Here is a 21659-nt window from a genome sequence, read left to right on the forward strand (position 1 = left end):
CTGTGAAATTAAGAAGTTCTATTTTTTCCTTTTTTAGGGGGATGAAATTGGGGATCGGATTGATGGTCAAAAAGGATTGACTTTGACGTTGGGTCAATCGGTATAATCGCAGTAAGAGAACAAGTACGGAGGGCTGTTATGAAGTTAATGAAAATTACCGAAGTTACCGAAAAATTTGGCATATCTTCAAGGACACTTCGTTATTACGAGCAAGTAGGCTTGCTGCGGAGTGAACGTCCACCACTTGAAAAGTATCGTTTTTATGACAACATAAATATTAACCGGCTACAGCAGATTTTGGTGCTTCGGAAAATGCAGATTCCGATAAAGGATATTTTGCGAATTTATGAAAATCAAGATATGGAAACGTTGGTACAAAGCTTTGTCAAGCGAATTGAGGAAATTGACGACGAAATCAGCACGCTCTCCCAACTGAAATCTTATGTTACAGACTTCTTAGATGCTATGAACACTCACGGTATCACGCAGATATCCGCACTACCCTTGCTTTATGAAAAGGTAGAAGATGAACTGTTCTCCCGACCAAAACATGATTTATCCATGGAAACGCTGAACACGATCTCAGACAAGCTAGCAAAGCCGCTGGATATGGATATTGTGGCATTGTCTCCGATGCTTGCGATTACATCCATAAAAACTGACAACAAACAGTCCGAGATTGATTTGTTTTGGGAGTGGATTTCCGCAAATCAAATCCCATTTGGCAAGCCCGGCAGCCGAACGCTGTTCGAATATCAGTATGGAGGGGACATTGTTTTCATGCAACAGCTTACTGCCCGAACAGAGGACTGTCCGTTTGTGTGCAAGGAATTTGAGGGGGGCTTGTTTGCTGTTTCGTCCGCTTATGCAGATGAGGATTTAGGAGCTTTACAGTATCGAATGCTGCAAGGCTTTGACGATAATCCAGGCTTTGAGGTAGATTTTTTACATCATGGGAGTTTGCGTCATGAGACGCTGATAGAGTCTGTATTTTCTCCAGAGAGCAATCGTGAAAGGGTCAATATTTATCTTCCTGTACGACAGAGAAAGCCTAATGTTGTGGATTATCCCGAGTTTGAAATATCCGACAATGTATTTCCAGAGGAAATTGAAAAAGCAAACCCTCTCTTGCGTAAATATAAGGTTGATTTCCACAAAGTTACGCCGATTTACTATCCTCATTATCAGATTTTAGAGAATGGCGAAGCAGAATTTATCGCATGGATTTCTGAAAGAAAGCTAGATACCAATATTGCGGTAAAGCTCCCGTTTCGAGTTGATATTGAATTTTTGTCGGAAGAAAGCAGCGAGGAATACCTTTGGGGAACAACTGAAGGCAGTATTTGGTTTTCCCACGGAAGCTGTACCTATACGATGAACGCTGAAAATTTTGCAGACAAAGCGCTAAAGAAACACGCTGTTACTTTTCAACAGCCTGTGCTGGGAAACACATTTTTCTATCCGCAAATCGGGTATATTCCTCATGATCAGTATAACAAGCTGACGTGGATTGTAGGCGAAAAACACTTTGCGGTCATTCTAAACGGCGAAGTCCGCTTTTGCGGTGTGAAATTTCCTTATATGGAAATGAACTTGCATCTGCAAGAGCCACAGACGATTATTATCGGAACAAATGGTCAAGGTAAAAAACGGTTCCGTTCCATTAACATTTCACAGCTAAAATGCTCGCCAAAAACACATAGTAGACAAGGAGCAATGAAAATAAATGTCACGCCAAGCAACAACATATTGCCGAATGTAAGACAAATCGTTCATCCCGAATATGGTCAAAATTATTGGTTCAACGGCTGCGCGGGATATGTGATGGAATGTTTGGGTGAAGAGGATTTTGACTATTGGTTTTTTGCTGGTCTGACGGGTGAGAATTTTACGCAAATTTATTCCAAAAGTGATTTCAGGGGAAACGGAGGGGTGGATTATCGCCTTAGTGAACAAGGTAACCACCATTTTATCGAGGAAATTTTTCAACAATGTGGCTATACAAGCACTTTTGTTCCATTGAAGCAAATTTTATCCGACCGGAACATGTATGTGCAAATGCTGATGGACTATATTGATAAAGGCTTGCCTGTGATCATCAATGATTACGGTAACAATCCGCACCACCGTTTTAGCTGGGGAGTGCTTGTGGGCTATGCGGATTACGGCAAGACTCTACTCTATATGGGTGGTAATGGAACAGAACCGGATTCCATATCTGTAGAGGACTTATTACCAAAAGGATATGTAGAGCAAGGTCAGCACTGCCATGGTTGGCTATTTATTGGCGAAAAGCAGGAAAGCAAGGCTTTAGCTGGAATTTATCGGGAGCGAATTTTATCATTGCCACAAATGCTTGATTATGACAACAACAACTATTGTTTTGGGGTAAAGGCGTTCCGCACATGGGCAAACAATATTGAAAACGGCTTGTTTGAGCAAATTGAGCCGAAGGAATTTGATAACTGGAATATGTATACGGTTTATGTATGTTGCCTTGCCACCAATAGCGGCGGCTGTAAAGGCTTTTTGGAAAAGTCGCTTGAATTGAATCCGGATATGACTTTTATCAGCACGATTATTGAATTGTATAAACAAACAGGTCACTATTGGAATGATTACAACGGCTCAGATTTGGAAGCTATAGGTGGCGGATTTAACGTTACGCTACAAACTTTGCAGGATAAGAACAAGCGTAAAAAGATTGCCGATAAACTGAGAGATTTTGCGGATTGCATAGATGAGGTGGTAGCTGTCATTGAAGGGTTTAACACAAAATAAAAATGACACAATGAATCGGGATCAACGATGATATTGGGAGGGAGATTATGAATTTCAGAATCATTTCTTTGCCGTCATTTAAGGCAGTAATATCAGGCGTGGACAAGGCTGGCGATTTTGCAGATAACGGGATTTTGAGAAGCTTTGACAAATTTTTTTCAAGCATAACGCCAAAACCTCATGAAAGCTTTATGCCGAGGGATTTTCTATATTATGATGAAGAGAAGCAGGGTATGGTCTGGATTTGGGCATTGACAGAGAGTGGAGAAACCGGTGGCTTTGAAACGATAGATTTCGAGGGTGGGCTATATATCACTTTCTCCTACCGAGACGGTGATAGCGAGACTCACGATAAGTTGCACCAAGAAACATTTGGTTACATCAATGACTCTCCAGTTCTAGAGCTTGATATCCGTCCGAATCACTATTGCATGGGCCATATCATCACGCCAAAATCCGTTATAGACGTACAGGGTTGGGCGCAGATGGAGGTATTTATTCCTGTAAGGTTGAAAAGCTAAGATAACGGAGGGAATTCATATGCTAACAACAATTCCATCACAAACTACTCTGCAAGAACATTTAGGAAGCAGTGCCATGATAGCATGGGATGCGATTGCTGATTACATTGATCAAAATTATGAGATGGATTCACTCTGGAGTAATGGTGGGAAATATGGAAAATATGTGTTGCGATTTAAGAAATCAGGTAAAACATTATGTACCCTATATGTCAGGGACAATCAGTTTGGTTGCTGGGTGATATTCGGAAAGGCTGAGCGAGAAAAATTTGAAAAGGATCGTGTGCTTTTTTCTGATGAAATTCAGCGTATTTATGATGGTGCGCACGTTTATCACGATGGTAAGTGGGTTATGTTGGATATTTATGACGACCGTTTCATTGAAGATATAAAACAAATGATACGGCTCAAAAAGAAACCAAACAAAAAATAAAAATATGACAGCGAGATATATTTCTTTGATTGCCTCCTTTACCTCCTTTACCTTCTTTGACCTCGCACGCCAAAAAGCCGCCCCTCCCGAGGCGGCCTCCTGACCAACTTTCACCCGTCACATTCATTACTCATCCCTTACACTTAACTCTTATTCCCTCTTGCTCCCTGACCGTTGCCCTGCTTTCTGACTTGCCCTACTCTAACAACTCCCCTACTGCGCGATCTGCTCGCGGATGCTCGCGAGGATTTTCTTTTCCAGCCTCGACACCTGGACTTGTGAGATGCCGAGGCGGCTGGCGACTTCGGATTGGGTCTGGTCGCGGTAGTAGCGCAGGTAGACGATCAGGCGCTCGCGTTCGGTTAAGGCCCCGATGGCCTCGTTCAGCGCGAGCTTGTCGAACCAGCGCTCCTGCGACTCGTCGGCGATCTGGTCGATCAAGGTGATCGGATCGCCGTCGTTCTCGAAGACGGTCTCGTGGATCGACGTCGGCGGCTTGTTGGCCTCCTGGGCGAAAACGATTTCTTCGGGCGTCACGCCCAACGCCTCCGCGACTTCCCCGATGGTCGGCAGGCGGTCCAGCGTTTTGGACATTTCATCCTTCATCTTGCGGACCTTGTTGGCCATTTCCTTGAGCGAGCGGCTGACCTTAAGTGTGCCGTCATCGCGCAGGAAACGCTGGATCTCGCCGATAATCATTGGGACCGCATAGGTGGAGAATTTGACCTCATAGCTGAGGTCGAATTTATCTACGGACTTCAGCAGTCCGATACAGCCGATCTGGAACAAATCGTCAGGCTCATACCCGCGGTTCATAAACCGCTGCACCACCGACCAGACGAGGCGGATATTGCAGTTGACCAGCGTGTCGCGGGCCAGAGTATCTCCGGCTTGACTGAGCGCAATCAGACGTTTGACCTCCGCATCGTCCAAATAGGTCGGCGGAGCTTTTTTTGACTCTGCATCCATGGCTCCAACCCCTAATTGTATAAAGCTTTTTTCGAGACGATGGTTTTCTTCATTGAAATGGAGGTACCGCGCCCCGGTTCACTTGTGACTTCGAATTCATCCATGAAATTTTCCATAATCGTAAAACCCATACCCGACCGCTCAAGCTCCGGCTTGGAGGTATAGAGCGGCTGCTGGGCCAGCTCCAGGTCCTCAATGCCCTTGCCTTTATCCTCAATAACGAGATGCACGGTTTCATCCTCGATGGAGGCGGAGATGCTGACAATTCCTTCGGGATCACTGTCATACCCGTGGATAATGCAGTTGGTGACCGCCTCGGATACAACCGTCTTCAGGTCATTCAGCTCATCCATTGTAGGATCGAGCCGGGAGACAAAAGCCGCCACCACCACGCGCGCGAACGATTCGTTCTCCGACAGTGCGGCAAACTGGACGCTCATGAAGTTACCCGCTTCGCTTTTTGTCATAACGCAACCTCCAAATCCGAGAGTGCAGCGCTCTCGTCGTCATATAGGGGCATGATTTTGAACAAGCCCGACATTTCCAGCAGCCTTTTCACAGGTGCGTTGGCATCGCAGACGACCATTTTGCCGCCTTTGCTGCGGATCAGCTTGTACCTGCCAAGAATCACGCCAAGCCCGGAGCTGTCCATAAACTGGAGGTCCTTCAGGCTGAGAATCAGATGCTCTACCTGGCCCCGCATAATCGCTTCATCCATATCCATACGTACATATTCGGCTGCATGATGATCCAGCTCTCCAGACAGCCGGACAATCAGCACACCCCGGTGATGCTCCATCTCCACATGAGAATTCATGCTTGCCACTCTCCTCTTCGTTGCTTTCAAAAACCGCCTGTACATCAGTTCTTTCCCCTACAAGGACAAGGTTTTCTACGCAGCAATTCAGGAATCCTGCCTCACGACAAAACTAGAAGAAAACCCCTACGAATCTACAGAAGGCAAGGGATCAATCTACAAAAAACAAGAAATTAATCAAACTTGAACAGGGAGCCCGTTGACCGTTTGAACAGCTTCCACCAGCCCGCCTTGGCGACATTTGCGTCCGCCTTCAGTTCATATTCTTTAAGCACATTAGTGCCCTGATAGACTACCAGCTTGCCCACCGTCTGGCCTGCGGTCACCGGAGCTTTGATGCTTTTTGGCAGCACCACCTCGTGACGAATGCCTTCCTGGGTGATTCCTTTGCGCAAGAGCACACTGTATGTTTCTTTGGCGGTCAGGGGCAGTTCGGTCTTCACACCCTTTTCAATCTTCAGCTTGCCGATGGTATCCCCTGCCTTGTGGATGGTATGCACCTTATATTGGGAAAAGAGATAATCGAACATCCCCGATACTTCGCTGTTGCGCGTCTTGGTGTTAGGTTCGCCCAGCACGACAGCGACGGCACGCAGTCCATCTCTGGCCGCAGTTGCGGAGAGACAGAACTTCGCCTCAGATGTATACCCCGTCTTCAGACCGTCGGCCCCCGTATAAAAGCGCACCAATTTGTTCGTATTCACCAGCCAGAACGGCTTCGCCGAATCCTTGCGCAGATAATCCTGGTAGGCGCCTGTATACTTAATAATCCGCTCATGCTTCAGCAGCTCCCGGCTGATGATGGCAATGTCGTGGGCGGAGGAATAGTGATTCTCTGCCGGCAGCCCGTTGCAGTTGGCAAAATGCGTGTCCTTCAGGCCAAGCTCCTCGGCCTTCTTGTTCATCTGATCGACAAAAGCGCTCTCCGAGCCGGCCAGCTTCTCCGCCATCGCCACAGAAGCGTCGTTGCCCGAGGCCATCGCAATGCCCTTGAGCATTTCGTCCACAGTCATCTCTTCGCCAGGCTCCAGAAAAATCTGCGACCCGCCCATCGAAGCGGCATATTCACTTGTCCGCACCTTGTCGGTCAACTGCAGCCTGCCTTCGTCCAGCGCTTCGACGGTCAGCAGCATCGTCATAATCTTCGTAATGCTTGCCGGCGGCAGCTTGTCGTGGCTGTTCTTCTCATAGATGATGGTACCGGTGTTCGCATCCATTAGAATGGCGGAACGTGCTCCCGGAGCAAGATCTACAGCAGCGGCAGCATTGCCGGTGCCTTTAGGCTTGGCTTTTTCCTCTGCGTACGCGCCGGATGCCGTTCCCAGAACCGAGGCAGCAACACAGAGCGCAAGCAGTGCATAACGCATTTTTCTCACAATGGTCCCCTCCTGAACATTAACCTTTCATTTCACAGGTACTGTGTTCCAGTCTGGTCAGAAAAGGTGAAAATTATTCCATTTGTGTGCCATAGTTGTATTTTATACAACTTAAAACTAATATTTTGGCGCATTTCGAGTTTTAATTGTACTCCGTGCAGCTAAAAAGTCAGTATTCCAGCAAAAGCGGACTATCTGCGATTTTTAAATGTACTCAATACAGTTACTCCTAGAAAAAGCTGATTTATCATTGTTTTAATTGTACAAAATACAACTACCAGGACAAACAAAATATTCGCTGCATCACCGGAATAGCCAATGACTCCACATCCACCAATAATGCTGAAGCCCTCACAAAAAAACACCTAAAAAAAAGGTCAACCAGAAATAACTGGCTGACCTAATAATAGGAAAGGCCACCCGATCCCGGGTGGCCTCAATACTCTTCCTTAATATAAATGGCAGGAAACCTGGTGCCCCGAGTCCAGCTCGCGCAGCACCGGCTCGTCCTTACGGCATTTGTCCATCGCAAACGGACAACGCGGATGGAAGGCACAGCCGGATGGCGGCGTCTCCGGGTTCGGGACATCTCCGGTCAGCACGATTCGTGACTTTTTCAGTCCCGGATTCGGTACCGGCACTGCAGACATGAGCGCCTGGGTGTACGGATGCAGCGGCTTCGCGAACAGTTCCTTGGTGGGAGCAAGCTCAACGATCCGCCCCAGATACATGACTGCTACCCGGTCGCTGATAAATTTCACGACAGACAGGTCATGGGAGATGAACATATAGGTCAGACCGTACTGCTCCTGCAAATCCTGCATCAGATTAAGCACCTGTGCCTGAATGGAAACGTCCAGGGCAGAGACCGGCTCGTCACAGACGATGAACTTCGGGTTCAGCGCGAGCGCCCGGGCAATGCCGATGCGCTGCCGCTGGCCGCCCGAGAATTCATGCGGGAAGCGGTGCGCCTGGTAAGGCGAGAGGCCGACGACCTCCATCAGTTGCTCGACCCGGCTCTTCAGCTCGCTGTTCTTCGCCGCTTCATGCGTCCGCAGCGGCTCCTCCAGAATGCGCTGGACGGTCCAGCGCGGGTCCAGCGAAGCATACGGGTCCTGGAACACCATCTGCATATCGGTGCGGAAACGCCGCAGCTGCTCGGTGTTCAGGCTGCGCACATCCGTGCCGTCAAAGAGGATTTCGCCGTCCGTCGGCTCAATCAGGCGCAGGATGGCCCGGCCGGTGGTAGACTTGCCGCAGCCGGATTCACCTACAACGGCAAGGGTTTCCCCCTTCTCTACAGACAGAGTGATGCCGTCCACCGCTTTAACAGCCCCGACTTGCTTGGCGAAGAAGCCTTTGCGGATCGGATAATGCTTCTTCAGGTTGCGTACTTCAAGAATCGCGCTCATGATACTTCCTCCTCCTGCAGCAGACAACGGCAGCTATGTCCTGGCTGGACTTCAAGCAGCTCCGGGCGCTCCGCCCAGCAGCGCTCAATTGCTACCGGGCAGCGCGGAGCGAACCGGCAGCCGGACGGCAGATTGGCCGGATTCGGCACCTGGCCCGGTATCGAGGGCAGTCTGTCATTATCCCCGGCAAGCTGGGGCAGTGAAGCCAGCAGCCCCCGGGTATAGGGATGCAGCGGTTTGCCAAACAGAGTGGCGACATCCGCCTCCTCCACTATCTGGCCAGCGTACATGATGACGACCCGATCGCACATTTCTGCAACGACCCCGAGATCATGGGTGATCATCAGGATGGACATGCCCTCTGTCTGCTGCAGCTCGCGCATCAGATCCAGAATCTGCGCCTGGATCGTCACGTCCAGGGCTGTCGTCGGCTCATCTGCAATCAATAATTGCGGATTGCAGACCATCGCCATTGCAATCATCACGCGCTGGCGCATCCCGCCGGATAATTGATGGGCATACTGCTGGGCGATTTTTTCCGGACGGGGAATCCCGACCTTGCGCAGCATCTCGACCGCCCGTTCGTCAGCTTCCTTCTTACCCAGCTTGAGATGAAAACGCGCGGATTCCGAAATCTGCCGGCCGATTTTGAATACCGGATTCAGCGAGGTCATCGGCTCCTGAAAGATCATCGCAATCCGGTTGCCCCGGATATTCCGCACTTCCTTTGCCGGCATCCGCAGCATATCCTTGCCCTCGAAGCGGATTTGACCGGCGGCAATACGGCTGATCCGCTTCGGCAGGAGCTGCATGATGGACAGCGAGGTAATGCTTTTGCCGCAGCCCGACTCGCCGACAATGCCCAGCGTCTCCCCCTTGCGCACGGACAGGCTGATTCCGTCAACCGCACGGATCGTACCCGCAGCCGTTACGAATTCGGTTGCCAGCCCGGATACTTCAAGCAGTTCTGTCATCTTTATCCCTCCCCGCGGTAGATGTATGTTGTCTTTTACCAAATCGGCATTGATCGTGACTGCAGAGAATGTTTGGACTTCCGGCCGCTGTTATGTTTGGATTTCCTGATTTAATACCGTTGTTCATGGTAGAAATCCAAACATAGCCTATGCTTACGATGCTAGCTTTCCTACGGAAAGCTCTCAGGCGGACGCTAACGCTCCTCCAGTTCCAAACTTCTCCTCCATCACTTTTGCCTTTTGGCAGTTTTTTAGTTCAACTATTTATAGAAAGTCCATTCTTCTGCTGTAGAAAATGCAATAGTTTGCGTCTCAACCAATCGTAACATCAATATTACTCATCGGTTTAACGTAAAATTTGTCAGTGATCCTTACTCTCTGCTCTCTTCCACACCAAGGTACTTCAGCGCAGTCAGCGCATAGACTTTGGCGCACTGGATAATCTGCCAGACCGGCGCTTTTTCATTAAAATTGTGGATTGTGGACAGCTCGGCTGGGCCGTATTGCAGCACCGGAATTTGATGGGTGCGGAAATGGCGCGCATCGCTGGAGGCCCACTGCAGCACACCGTAGGCTTCCTCGCCGCTCACCTCGCAGATGCTCTCCACGAGATCGCTGACAATCGGCTCTTCCGTAGAGGTCCAGTTGGCATTGCCCTGGAAGCCGAAGCCTTTGACCTCGGACTCAATCCCTGCTTCAAGCAGCAGCGAACGCGCCCGGTCCAGCACATCCCGGTAATCGACGCCAAAAGGGACCCGGGAATCCACCTGCACTGTACAGCGGTCGGCCACCACGTTCACCTTGGTTCCGCCCTGGATTGTTCCAATGTTGACCGTCACGTGATCGAACACCTGATAGGCGATGGAGCCGTCCTGTTCACGCTCCTTCACATAATCCTGGGAGATCCGGATGATCTCCTTGACCTCCTCGGGAATATCCGGCTTGATGTCCCATAACCGCTGCAGCGCTTCAATCCCCTTGGCTGCCTTTACAATCGCACTCTCTCCGACCACAGGCGCAAGACTGCCGTGTCCCGGCGTGCCTTCCACCGTGAACTCAAACCAGCAGCTTCCCTTCTGCCCAATCGTCGGATTCAGCGGACCGGACGGCTCGGCAATGACCGCAGCCGTTCCTGTAACTAAGTTACGCTCAAGCACCCACGGCACACCAAGATGGCCGCCAGTCTCTTCATCCGGCACGACCAGCAGCGCCAGATCGCCGCGCAGCGGAACACCAAGTCTCGACAGCAGCCCCATGGCGAAGATCAGTCCGGCAAGTCCGGCCTTCATATCGGAAGCGCCTCTTCCCAGCAGGTAGCCGTCCACGATATCGCCGCAGAACGGATCGAAATCCCAACGGGACAGATCCCCGGCAGGCACCACGTCCGTGTGTCCGCAGAAGATCAATTTTTTATCGGAAGGCGCTTTGGCCTCAGTTTTCAATGTGGAGACGAGGTTCAGCATCGTTTCAGTCGCTGGGTGCACCTCTGTATCAATTCCAGCCTGCTTCAAATAATCCATAATAAAAGCACTTATATCACGCGAGTCGCCCGGAGGGTTCTCGGAAGGAAAACGGATCAGCTGCGAGCACAGCTCCAGCAATTGCTCCTGCTCTTCATCTATCGCGCTCAGCACCTTGCTCTTCCAATCTGTCACCATGTCCTGTCTCCTTTTCATACGCTGTAATTTGGAAAAAGAGGGACCGCAGCCGCGTTGGCCCGTCCGCTCTTTGTTCAAAATAATCTTCTATTCCTGTACCGACAGCGGGTAGAAGCGGATGACCTCATCCGGGTAGAACGCATAACCGCTGATTTTGTTGCTCATGCCGACAATCCGGTTGTATTCATACAGATACGCCCAAGGTGCTTCGGTTGTAATGATTTCCTGTGCCTTCTTGTACAGCTCTGCGCGTTTGGCTGCATCCGTCTCTGTGTTGGCCTGCTCCCACAGCTTGTCTACTTCCGCATTCTGATAGTTGTGATAGTTGGAGGAGCCTTTGCCGTACATCAGGAAGCCAAGATGATAGCCGGGATCGTTGACAAAGGAAGTCCATTTGGAGATATAAGATGTCAGCTTTTTGGTTTTCTGCTGCTCCAGGAACTGGGCGCGGGCCAGTTTGTTGATGTTCATCGTTACGCCGATTTTGGCCAGCTCTGCCTGGATCAGCACCGCATCATCTTCCCAGTCGTCAAAGCCGGAGCCAAGCGTGAAGTCAAAAGTGAATCCCTTCTCATAGCCTGCTTCCTTCAGCAATGCCTTCGCTTTGTCCAGATTATGCTCATAGACGTAGCCTGCATCGGTGAAGCCCGGGGTATTGCTGGCAACCGAGCTCTTCATCTGCTTGGCCTGTCCGTACATTACTCCAGTCAGCAGCTCATCATAAGGAATCGCATAATTGATGGCCTGACGGACCTTTTCATTGTCAAAAGGCTTCACTTTGTTGTTCATGGCAAAATAGAGAATCCGGTTGCTCGCATTCGAGGCTACGGTCAGGTTGCTGTTGCTTTTCAGGGAATCAACATCCTTCGGCGGAATTTCAATCGCCATGTCCACATCGCCTTTATTCAGCAGCAGTACGCGGTTAGAGGCTTCCTTGGTGAACTTCAGGGTTACCTTGCCGAGCTTCGGCGCACCTTGCCAGTAGTCTTCGTTCGGGGTAAAGACGGCTTCGGTGGCGGGGTCCCATTTCTCAAGCTTGAAGGGGCCGGAGCCTGCAGCATTCGTATTGAGGTAGTCAGCGCCTTGCGCTTCAACCGCCTTCTTGTCCACGATGGAGAAGGTGTACATCGCCATAATTTGCAGGAAATTATGATTGGCATTCGTCAGGGCGATTTCCACGGTGGAATCATCCTTGGCCGTAACCGACTTGATCGCAGCCATGCCGTAGAGGAAGCTGCCGGAGCTGGATTTCGCAACACGGTCAAAGGAATACACGACCGACGCCGCATCCACCGGATTGCCGCTCTGGAACTTCACGCCGGACTTCAGCTTAAAGGTGTACACCGTATTGTCGCCGGACACCTCCCAGCTCTCGGCAAGCATCGGCTTGATATCCTCAGTGTTCGCGATATTTGCCCCATTCTCCGTCTTGATGCCATAGGTTACGAGCTGGTCATACGCCGCAAGCACCAGGGTATCCGAGGTCAAATCATTGGCCTCCGCCGGATCGAGCGTAGTGCCGCCTTCAGAATAAGCGACAGTCAGGAAAGGCTTGGCTGCAGCAGTCGGCGCTGCGGTTCCTTCAGCCGCCGAAGTGGCTGCAGGCGTCTGCGGATTGGCGCTGCTTGCGCAGCCGGCCAGCAGGATTGAAAAAGCGACGAGCGTGGACAGCAGTTTTACTCTTTTCATCAATAATTCCTCCCTTTTCTACTGGCTCCTAACATAGTGCTGCTGATTTATATTTACCGGGAAATATTTTAGAGCCGAGGGGATTAGTCCGTCTCTGCTCTTATCTATTTGCCCGACCGCAACCGTGGATCAAGTACATCCCGGAAACCGTCCCCGAGCAGGTTAAATCCGAGAATGGCTGTGGCTATCCCAAGGCCCGGGAAGGTTACCAGCCACCACTGCCCGGAGATGATATACTCTCTGCCTTCGGAGATCATCGCCCCCCACTCGGCAATCGGAGGTTTAACTCCAAGACCGAGGAAGCTGAGGCTGGAAGCCGTCAGAATGGCGAAGCCCATGCCCAGCGTGGCCTGAACCATCAGTGGAGCAAGCGCGTTCGGAAGAATATGCCGGTAGAGAATAACCGAATCTTTTACGCCGATGGCCCGGCTGGCTTCCACGTACTCTTTTTCACGGAGCGAGACCGTCTGACCAAACATCAGCCGCGCAAATTCCGGAATACCGACGATGCCGACAGCGATCATTGCTGTGGTCAGGCCCGCTCCGATGGAAGCGGCGATCGCCATTGACAGCACCAGCGACGGGAAGGACAGCAGAACGTCCATCAGCCGCATAATTATGCTCCCTGTCCGTCCGCCGTAGTAGGCGGCAATGCCGCCAAGCGGCACACCGATCAGGAATGAAATGGCGACGGCGATTAGGCCGGTCCAAATACTGATTCTCGCCCCGTACAGCACACGGCTGAAGATATCCCGGCCAAAGTTGTCCGTGCCGAACCAGTGGCTACCCGACGGCGCCTGGAGCTTATTCGCCATATCCGTAAGGTACGGATCATGCGGTGCAATCCACGGTGCAATCAGGGCGGTCACGGTCCAGATCAGAATACAGACAAGACCGATTGCGGCAAGCCGGTTATGCAGGAGCAGGGTGAGTAAGGTTTTGGGTTTATGTGCAGCAGCGGGTTTCGAAGGGTTGCCCTGCGCTGACTGTGCTGCCGTGCTCAATGGTAATCTCCTCCTTTTCCGAAATATACGTAAATTCTTATTCATAACGGATACGCGGATCAATCAGACCGTAGATCAGATCGACTGCCAGGTTGATCCCGCAGTAGAGGATGGCGCTGACCAGTGTAAAAGCTTGAATCGGCGCGTAATCCGCAGCCAGAATCGAATCCGTAACATAACCGCCGATTCCCGGCCAGGTGAAGATCGTCTCCGTAATGACCGCGCCGCCCATCAGATAGCCGAACTGCAATCCGAGTACAGTAAGCGTAGGAATCAGTGCGTTCACAAGCGCATGCTTGTAGACCACGGCCGATTCACGCAGCCCCTTGGCCCGGGCCGTTCTGACGAAATCCTGATCAACCACCTCCAGCATGCTGGAGCGGGTCATGCGGGCCACGATGGCCATCGTCCCTGTGCTGAGGCAAATCGCCGGGAGCACCAGGTGGGCGATACTGCTTTTCAAAGCAAGGATATCTCCGGATAAAATGCTGTCCAGCACATACATCCCGGTGATGTGAACCGGAGGATTCAGGTCGCCGCTGATCCGTCCCATCGGAGCGGGCGCCCAGCCAAGAATTGAATAAAAGACATAAATGAAAATCAGACCCAGCCAGAAGATCGGTACACATGCGCCAATCAGCGAGAAGACACGCGAGATGTGGTCGAGGATCGACTCCTTGCGGGTTGCGGCAATAATCCCTACGGGAATCGCCACCAGAATCGCAATCAGGATGCTGGCAATCGTCAGCTCCAGAGTGGCCGGAAAACGCGTCGCCAGATCGCTCGCTACCGAATGTCCCGTATGATAGGCATAGCCGATATTCCCCCGGAACAACTGCCCGAAATAACTGAAGAATTGAATGTACAGCGGCTTGTCCAGCCCCATGTCCTGACGGATTTTGTTAACCGTCTCCTCCGGGGCCTGTTCCCCGGCCAGCATGATCGCGGGGTCACCCGGCAGTACTCTGGAGAGAATGAACGTGATCACGATAATGCCGAGCAAGGCCGGAATCATCTGCGCCAGTCTTTTTAATGTGTAAGCAAACAATGAATCAACCCCCTTACGCTTCTGATGCCAGCGGTACACCCAGCCTGCAACCGAAGGTTCCATGTCAGGTACCCTGCGGTTTCTTGGTCCTCTTTAGTAGTTGTGCTAATTCTACATAGATTTCAAGCTCCACTCTACGTCCCGTTCAGCTAAAAAAAAGCACAACCGTTTGTCGATTGTGCACTATTACCGCGTATTAATGTTACTTTTTCTAACACACAACTCCGTAAAATTTCCATTTCGCTTATTTTCCCTGCAAATAGTAGTAGATCAGGCACAAATGGCACACGAACTGCTCGCGCGGATCATTCAGATCAAAGCCTGTGATGTCACGAATGCGCTCCAGCCGGTATTTGACGGAATTGCGGTGGATGTACAGGCTGTTCGCCGTCTCGATCAGGCTCCCCCGGCACTCCAGATAATGATAGAACGTCAGCAGCATGTTGCTGTCATGCTCCTGGTCATATTGCCGCAGCTTGCCCAGCTTGCGCTCGAACAGGGCGGCGAAGCCTTCTCCGCTAAGTCCCTCCAGCAGATGGTATACCTCTATCTCTTCGTAGCGGGTCACTCCGCCCGCCCCTTGACCTAGACGCCTTGCCACAGAGAGCGCCTTGCGAGCTTCATTGTAGCTGGTCTGAATATCCCAGAGGTACTCCTGAGTCCCTACCCCCGTGCGGTAGCCTCCCAGCCCTTCGGTCTTGTCCTGAAGCCAGCCTTCAAGCGTCACAGCCCATGTCTCCTCTCCATCACCGGCAGTGAACTTGCGGCCTTCGGGGGTCGGCAGGAACAGTACTGCGCGGTTCGAGCGGAATTCCGCATGGGGGGTTACCCCGCGTTTCCGGGCTTCCCGGTCCAGCAGCCGATTCACCGTCTCTTCATTCGGCGCAGTCTCCCCTTCAATTACGGCAACCTCCCACTTGTGTTCAGGGTTCATCCCAAGCTGGCGGGCCCGCCGCTCCACCTCATGCCTGGATGGCAAGGGAGGCGTCAGCAGCTCATCAATAAAATTGCCCCGCAGCCGGAACTCTGTATCCTCGGCCACCTTTTCCCGCATCAGCTCCAGGGCAAACACCAGACGCGCCTGCTCAATCCCGACCTCCTCCATATCATCCAGCTTCTTCTTGTCCACCAGCAGCCTGGCAACCGTCCGCCGGTCCACATGGATATTCCAGCTTAGCGGCTCCTCAGGAATCGACCAGTCAAACTGGGACGGTGAAGAGACAATAATATTCCGCTCCGTATCGACCAGGGCGACAGGCGCTTTTAAGAATTCAGCCACGTTGTCGCTCACGGCCTGAATCCCGCTGTTCTCCAGCACCATCATCGTCAAGGTCCGGTATACCTCCTCCGCACGGCGCAGCAGCATCGCCTGACGGCCGAGCAGCAGCTCCATCACCGGCTGCGTAATATCCGTATAGGGAATTTCCGGCGGAATCTCCACAATCGGCAGACCGCAGATATTGCTGGCCTCGATGGCCCCCTGGGGAATCTCTTTGAGGAAGCGGGCCGGCTTGATTGCCAGCGCGGCTGCACCCAGTTGATCCAGGGTGTAGACCAGCTCGGTCAGCAGCGAAGGATCGTGGCGGATCGAATAGGCTGTGGTCAGCAGCATCACGCCTTCGCTGATCCAGCCCTTCAGATCAGGGACCTCCATAATATCCACAAAGCGTACCACCCGGTCCAGCCCCTGAACGCCGCTGATGACGGTCGCTTTGGACAGAACCTTGAGCTGCATCAGCTCTCTTAATGTAATGCCCCTAGTATTCAACAATCCTTCCCCCTTCTACTGTCTACAGTATTTCTTGTTTTTTCCTGAACTATGCCAATCTTGATTTCTCGATAGTTTATCAGAATTTGTCGAATAACCAAAAGGAAAAGTTTACAAAATTCATGTAACTGCTGCTTTCCGACATACAAAACGTCCTCATAAAAAGAAACGGGCACCGCCCTTTGGATAAGGCGTCACCCGTTTCTGGAGATTCTATAAGTAGATACGGCAACGCCGTCTATAAAAAGGACGGTATCCGTTTCAGCAATTAATCATTTATTTACGCCGGACCTGTCCGGCGACGAGGCTGCCGCCGCCACTGCGGCTCCCAGCGACAAAATCGGGTCCAGCGCGCGGACACCGAGCTTCTCCTCCAGCTCAGCAGCCAGCCCGATGGTCGCAAAGCCCGTACATGCGAGCACAATGGCTTCCGCTCCGCGCTCCACCAGCCTGGCCGCTGCGGCCAATGCCCCGGCGCGTCCCTCCGGCGTGTTCAGATCAAGGGTCGTCGTGACTCCGTCCGGACGGTCCATGCCCACATACGCCGCTCCAAGAATGCTGCGTATAAACGGCGGGACCTCCGTGAGAATCGTCAGGACGCCCACCCGGCTGGAATACGCCATCGCCAAATGCGCAGCACAGGAGCCTGCACCAAGAACAGGCACCCGTACAGCAGCTCTGGCTTCCAGCAGGGCGGGATCAGCCGCGCAACTGATTCCGATGGCGGTGCAGCCGCTGTTCTCCAGCTCGCGGGCCAACGCAATGATCTTGGGAACGGATTCCGCTTCCGTTGCGTCATTGAATACGCCCTGTGGCTGGTCCTGAATACACCGGCTCATGACAGGCAGGCCGAAGCGGCGTTCAATCAGCTTCCCATGCAGATGAATGGAAGCCTCCTCCTCCAGTGTGATGACACGTATGATTCCCAGCAACTGTATCCCTCCTGTCGGTCAGCCTTCGCAAGACCTCAATATAATCTATAGCAGCTCTCCTGCGCGCATAATGAGCTTGTCATCCAAATAAACGTCCGGCTTCATCACTACGGCATCAATGTGAACGCCTGCCGCCACGACTCCGCCAAAGGTATTGTTGCTGCCGAAGGCCACATGAATTGTGCCATAGACTTTTTCGTCCTCCAGCACCACACCGGTAATTCTCGCCTTGTTATTGGTCCCGATGCCGAATTCGCCCAGAAGTCGGCCATCACCTGTACCGAGCATCTCCAGCAGCTTGTCGCCGCCTTCACCTTCGGCAGCGGTCAGCCGCCCTTGCTCTACTGTAAGGATCATCGGGCTGCTCAGCGCGCCGATTCCGGCAACGGAGCCGTCCACTTTAATCTTTCCTGTGGCAGTACCCTCCAGCGGTGCAATGTAGGCTTCGCCTGAAGGCAGATTACCCGACTCACCCGGATTCAGATACAGCCCCGTGCTAAGAATGCCCTCCCGCCCTTGGGTCGAAAAGGACAAGCTTAATCCTTCCTTCTCGATCCGGACGCTGCTGCTGCCGGACAGCAGCGAGGCAACCTGCTCGGTCATTGCCTTCACCTGTCCGTAATCCGCTGTAATAGCCCCTTGGCTGAACATATCGTCTGTCATGCCAGGCATGGTGGCTACGCGGGTTCCCGCCGCAGCAGCCTGCTTGCGGGCCGCAGTATGCGTCATGGAATGGGTTGTAATGCACACTGCCACATCCGACTTAGCCATCGCCTCGGCAATGGCGGCAGGCGGTTCTTCACCGGACCGGGTCCGGTTGCTCATAATCAGCAGCACAGTCTCGGCGCCGAGCCGTTTGCCGGCCTCATAGACCGATTCGGCAAGCTCCCGCTTGTCATCGTCTGCCACTACGGCCAATTGCTCAAGGCTGCCAAGTCCCAGGCAGTCCTTCAGGACATTCATACTGATATTAATCCGTTCTTCACTCATCTTTGTTTCCTCCTGATTACACCATTTCAGCGATCAGCTTCCCCATCAGCGCACTCGACAGCACGACGGGGATTCCAACTGAAGACGCCCATGCTCTATGCTGCTCCACATAGCCCATACAGTCAAGTACAATCAGATCGGCGCGGCCTTTCAGCTTCTCCGCAGCAGCCCGGAATTCGGCTTCGCTTCCGGTATAAGGCGAGACGGCGGCAAAGGGCAACCCGGAACCGGAACCAGAAACTGAACCACAACCGTCAGCAGCCCCTGCAAACTTCTCATTCACATGCTTCTCCTGCTCAGGCAAAGGGCCAATCAGCCCCAGGCGGCGCTTTCCGGCCAGCGCCAGGACTACCGGAGGTATAATCCGGTCCGGCTCGATCAAGTGGGCGCGTGCTGTGCGCAGGCCGGGAAATTCACCGGTGCACAGCAGCAGAATCGTAGTGATTCCAGCGGCTTCCATGGCATCAATTTTCCCCTGCAGCACCGACTTTATCCGCTCTCTGGAGACTACAGCAGCAGATCCGTCCGCCATCCGGGAAGTCAGCACATATTCTCCTTCTTCCGGTCCATAGTTCGCACTGACCTGCGCTTGCGTGAAGCCATCCAGCACCCCGGACTGCAGCAGTGATGCACGGCCCTTCAGGTACTTCTCAAGAATCGGAGCCACATCGTTCCTTGGGGCTTGTCCAATGGTGATCAGCCCTATAGTCTTCAACCTGTTCCCTCCTCTACATCTATACCGCAGCTAACCCGCGTTATCTCTGGCAACCGCTCAGGCCGTAGGGACCACCGGTTTGCCCGGAGTCTGCAGCACCTTCATGGAGCCATACAGCTCCGTAATGCGTGCGAATTCGGCTTGGTTGTAGAACGAGCACTGACCTTGGCTGAATTCCTTTGCCACCTCAATAGCAAACCGTACCGCTGAAGCAATATCGACCTCGTGGCTTGCGCCGGTTCCGCAGCCTGGCACCATGGATTGGGCGGTAATCGCCAGACCGACAACCGGAGCATCCGTCGCTACTGCCGGCTGCAGAATCGAATTAATATGGTAAAGGTCGTTGCCGTATGGAGTGATGTCCTGAGTCGTAACCGGAAACGTAACCGGAAGCTGGCCTGTCGTCATTTCCAGAATCCGCAAAAGATCCTCGCTCACCCGCAGGATGTAGCCCTCCTTGACGGTAGGGGAGATCGCGATGCCTTTGTGATTAATTACCCGGTTGCCTTTAGTGGTATCTATGGATAGAATCGCCTCCATCTCAGGAAGCACCTCATGCTCATTCATTTGCAGAATATCGACAGGAGAATCCATGAAATCAACCGGCTCATGCGGCAGCGTCGGCGCATCCGGGCAAATATGCGTGGTGATCAGCACGTCGCCTTTGAGCACATCTCCCTTAGACTGCATGTCTGCCAGCTTCAGTGCTGAAGCAACGGCTGCTACCGCACCGTCGGCATCGGAGACAATCCCGATCCGCCCGGGACGGGCGCCGATGCCGCCCAGTCTGCCCACAATGCCGAACGTAGGCGCAGAACCGCCCCCGGCTTTGCCGTTGCTGCCCGGAATGGTGATTTTTACAAATTCAGTGCTCCCTTTATCGCCTTGCACCTTTTCAACCTCGACCTTAATCCCCGGATAAGCCGCGAACAACTGCCTGACCTGCTCACCGTTAGCATAAGCACTGTCCAAAGTATTCAAAACCGTTATTGTCTGATGAAGTGCCATTATAATTCCTCCCCGGATGTACTGTCTCTAATTTAAGAGTTTCTAATGTTAGAGTTATACTATCTCAAATTCCAAATGGTCCACAATGTACCGCCCTGCCAAAACTGAACTGCTTTTCTTGTCCTTAGCAGATAAACCTTACGTGCAGCGTACACTCTGCATTTCGCGATTCCCGGGTGGAGCCTGTTGCTCCATAAACGGTACATACATGAAGTCTGCCTACCTTTTCAGGTGGGCCCATGATATCGTAGGTTTGAAAAATCAGATGACCTGATGATATATAAGTGAACTTTAGATCTTCATATTAGGTTCTGGTCGTAACTGCGGGGAATGTTTGGACTTCCGGCCGCTGTTAGGTTTGGATTTCTTGATTTTATTCCGCTGTCTGCGGTAGAAATCCAAACCTAAAGGCGGACGCTACCGCTCCTCCAGTTCCAAACTTCCCCTCCGCACTCCTACCTTTTTTATGATTTTTTAGTTCATCTTATATAGATTGACCTATACGAGGAGGACACATCATGCAGCATGAACAGTTGAGCAGCAGAATTGATGCAGAGGCGGAAAGAGCGGGCTTTTCAGGAGCCCTACTGGTTAAAAAAAACGCCAATACTATAGCCTCCGGCGCATACGGGTACGCCAATAAAGCGGAACAATGGCCGAATCGTCCGGATACGCGTTTTGGCAATGCTTCCGGCTCTAAGCTGTTTACAGCGATAGCCGTCTGCCAATTGGTGGAGCAGGGCAAGCTTGCGCTGGACAGCAAAATCATGGATATTCTGGAGCAGGCGGAGTTCCCCCACTACAGCCCTGACATCACCGTTCATCATCTGCTGACCCATAGCTCGGGAATTTCGGATTATTTTGATGAAGAGACGATGACGATGGAGGATTTCGCCGGACTCTGGACAACCCGCCCGATGTATCTGCTTAGGCAGCTTGAGGATTTCCTGCCGATGTTCCGCGAATTGCCAATGAAGTTTGCCCCGGGAGCCAGATTCCATTACAATAATGCCGGTTATATCCTGCTCGGTCTGCTCGTCGAGAAGCTTAGCGGGGTAGCATTTACGAATTATGTGGAGCGGCATATTTTTACGCCTTGCGGGATGGCAAACTCAGGGTATTTCTCGCTGGATACTCTCCCGGGCAATACCGCCCTTGGATACATAGTGCAGGACGACGGAGCCTGGACAACCAATATCTACTCTATTCCCGTAAAAGGGGGCGCGGACGGCAGCGCCTTCGTCACTGCTCCCGATATGCTGCTGCTGTGGGAGGGCCTGCTCCAGCATAAGCTGCTGACTCCAGAATTGACGGACCTGATGCTTACTGCACATATTCATGAGGAAAAAGATGAGTATTATGGATACGGGGTGTGGATCACCAAGCGGAATGGCGGGGTGTACAAATACCATGTAATGGGCTACGATCCCGGGGTATCGTTCCACTCCGCCTACTATCCCGCCAGTGGAGCAACAGCAGCCGTGCTCTGCAACGAGAGCCGGGGAGCCTACCAGATGCTCAGGACTGTCGAGGAATGTTTGGGTTAGCACAGGGCAATCGCCTA

19 protein-coding genes are annotated in these 21659 nt (G+C 52.2%); 4 read left to right on the plus strand and 15 right to left on the minus strand.

The window, feature by feature from the left end; translation table 11 throughout:
- Positions 1–138: 138 nt before the first annotated feature.
- From AC0LWN_RS20170 to AC0LWN_RS20180, 3 genes are read left to right on the plus strand one after another with little or no spacing between them, the layout of a single operon-like run.
- The gene (locus AC0LWN_RS20170; RefSeq protein WP_474668435.1) at positions 139–2781 is read left to right on the plus strand and encodes a MerR family transcriptional regulator; all 2643 of its coding nucleotides are present in this window, start codon (positions 139–141) and stop codon (positions 2779–2781) included.
- A 47-nt stretch (positions 2782–2828) separates the two neighbouring features.
- On the plus strand, positions 2829–3302 hold the full coding sequence (locus tag AC0LWN_RS20175) for a GyrI-like domain-containing protein (RefSeq protein ID WP_474668437.1): 474 nt from the start codon (positions 2829–2831) through the stop codon (positions 3300–3302).
- Positions 3303–3321: 19 nt separating this feature from the next.
- Positions 3322–3735, plus strand: coding sequence for a DUF3788 domain-containing protein (locus tag AC0LWN_RS20180; RefSeq protein ID WP_474668439.1), 414 nt, complete (start codon positions 3322–3324; stop codon positions 3733–3735).
- A 213-nt stretch (positions 3736–3948) separates the two neighbouring features.
- Here AC0LWN_RS20180 and sigF read toward each other — a convergent pair whose 3' ends face one another.
- The 15 genes from sigF to AC0LWN_RS20255 form a co-directional block, all read right to left on the minus strand.
- Complete coding sequence (sigF, locus tag AC0LWN_RS20185; protein WP_019909754.1) at positions 3949–4704, minus strand: RNA polymerase sporulation sigma factor SigF; 756 nt, start codon at positions 4702–4704, stop codon at positions 3949–3951.
- Positions 4705–4715: 11 nt separating this feature from the next.
- Complete coding sequence (gene spoIIAB / locus AC0LWN_RS20190; RefSeq protein WP_474668441.1) at positions 4716–5171, minus strand: anti-sigma F factor; 456 nt, start codon at positions 5169–5171, stop codon at positions 4716–4718.
- Positions 5168–5521: an anti-sigma F factor antagonist gene (spoIIAA, locus tag AC0LWN_RS20195; RefSeq protein WP_474668443.1), complete on the minus strand. Its 354-nt coding sequence runs from the start codon at positions 5519–5521 to the stop codon at positions 5168–5170. The genes spoIIAB and spoIIAA overlap by 4 nt, the downstream gene beginning before the upstream one ends.
- A gap of 173 nt (positions 5522–5694) precedes the next feature.
- Positions 5695–6888, minus strand: a complete 1194-nt coding sequence (locus tag AC0LWN_RS20200) for a D-alanyl-D-alanine carboxypeptidase family protein (protein ID WP_474668602.1) — start codon at positions 6886–6888, stop codon at positions 5695–5697.
- Between the two features lie 458 nt (positions 6889–7346).
- Positions 7347–8309 (minus strand): ABC transporter ATP-binding protein, encoded by a 963-nt coding sequence (locus AC0LWN_RS20205; protein WP_458964146.1) that lies wholly within the window; start codon positions 8307–8309, stop codon positions 7347–7349.
- Positions 8306–9283 (minus strand): ABC transporter ATP-binding protein, encoded by a 978-nt coding sequence (locus tag AC0LWN_RS20210; RefSeq protein ID WP_474668445.1) that lies wholly within the window; start codon positions 9281–9283, stop codon positions 8306–8308. Before AC0LWN_RS20210 ends, AC0LWN_RS20205 begins: the two co-directional genes overlap by 4 nt.
- A 371-nt stretch (positions 9284–9654) precedes the next feature.
- Positions 9655–10941, minus strand: coding sequence for a M20 family metallopeptidase (locus tag AC0LWN_RS20215; protein ID WP_474668447.1), 1287 nt, complete (start codon positions 10939–10941; stop codon positions 9655–9657).
- A gap of 87 nt (positions 10942–11028) precedes the next feature.
- Positions 11029–12630: an ABC transporter substrate-binding protein gene (locus AC0LWN_RS20220; protein ID WP_474668449.1), complete on the minus strand. Its 1602-nt coding sequence runs from the start codon at positions 12628–12630 to the stop codon at positions 11029–11031.
- A 104-nt stretch (positions 12631–12734) separates the two neighbouring features.
- On the minus strand, positions 12735–13679 hold the full coding sequence (locus tag AC0LWN_RS20225) for an ABC transporter permease (protein ID WP_474668451.1): 945 nt from the start codon (positions 13677–13679) through the stop codon (positions 12735–12737).
- Entirely contained in the window at positions 13672–14682 is a 1011-nt protein-coding gene (locus tag AC0LWN_RS20230) for an ABC transporter permease (RefSeq protein WP_474668604.1), read from the minus strand. The genes AC0LWN_RS20225 and AC0LWN_RS20230 overlap by 8 nt, the downstream gene beginning before the upstream one ends.
- 244 nt (positions 14683–14926) lie before the next feature.
- A complete protein-coding gene (locus AC0LWN_RS20235) occupies positions 14927–16450 on the minus strand; it encodes a PucR family transcriptional regulator (protein ID WP_474668453.1) in 1524 nt (507 codons plus the stop codon).
- A gap of 272 nt (positions 16451–16722) precedes the next feature.
- Complete coding sequence (locus AC0LWN_RS20240) at positions 16723–17382, minus strand: aspartate/glutamate racemase family protein (protein ID WP_474668455.1); 660 nt, start codon at positions 17380–17382, stop codon at positions 16723–16725.
- A 45-nt stretch (positions 17383–17427) separates the two neighbouring features.
- The gene (locus AC0LWN_RS20245) at positions 17428–18372 is read right to left on the minus strand and encodes an aminopeptidase (protein ID WP_474668457.1); all 945 of its coding nucleotides are present in this window, start codon (positions 18370–18372) and stop codon (positions 17428–17430) included.
- A 16-nt stretch (positions 18373–18388) separates the two neighbouring features.
- Positions 18389–19087, minus strand: coding sequence for an AroM family protein (locus AC0LWN_RS20250; RefSeq protein ID WP_474668459.1), 699 nt, complete (start codon positions 19085–19087; stop codon positions 18389–18391).
- A 57-nt stretch (positions 19088–19144) separates the two neighbouring features.
- The gene (locus AC0LWN_RS20255; protein WP_474668461.1) at positions 19145–20095 is read right to left on the minus strand and encodes a DUF1177 domain-containing protein; all 951 of its coding nucleotides are present in this window, start codon (positions 20093–20095) and stop codon (positions 19145–19147) included.
- Between the two features lie 518 nt (positions 20096–20613).
- On the opposite strand from AC0LWN_RS20255, the gene AC0LWN_RS20260 reads away from it, so the two are divergent.
- Complete coding sequence (locus AC0LWN_RS20260) at positions 20614–21642, plus strand: serine hydrolase domain-containing protein (RefSeq protein ID WP_474668463.1); 1029 nt, start codon at positions 20614–20616, stop codon at positions 21640–21642.
- Positions 21643–21659: the final 17 nt, after the last annotated feature.

The sequence above is a fragment of the Paenibacillus sp. sgz302115 genome (assembly GCF_056120445.1).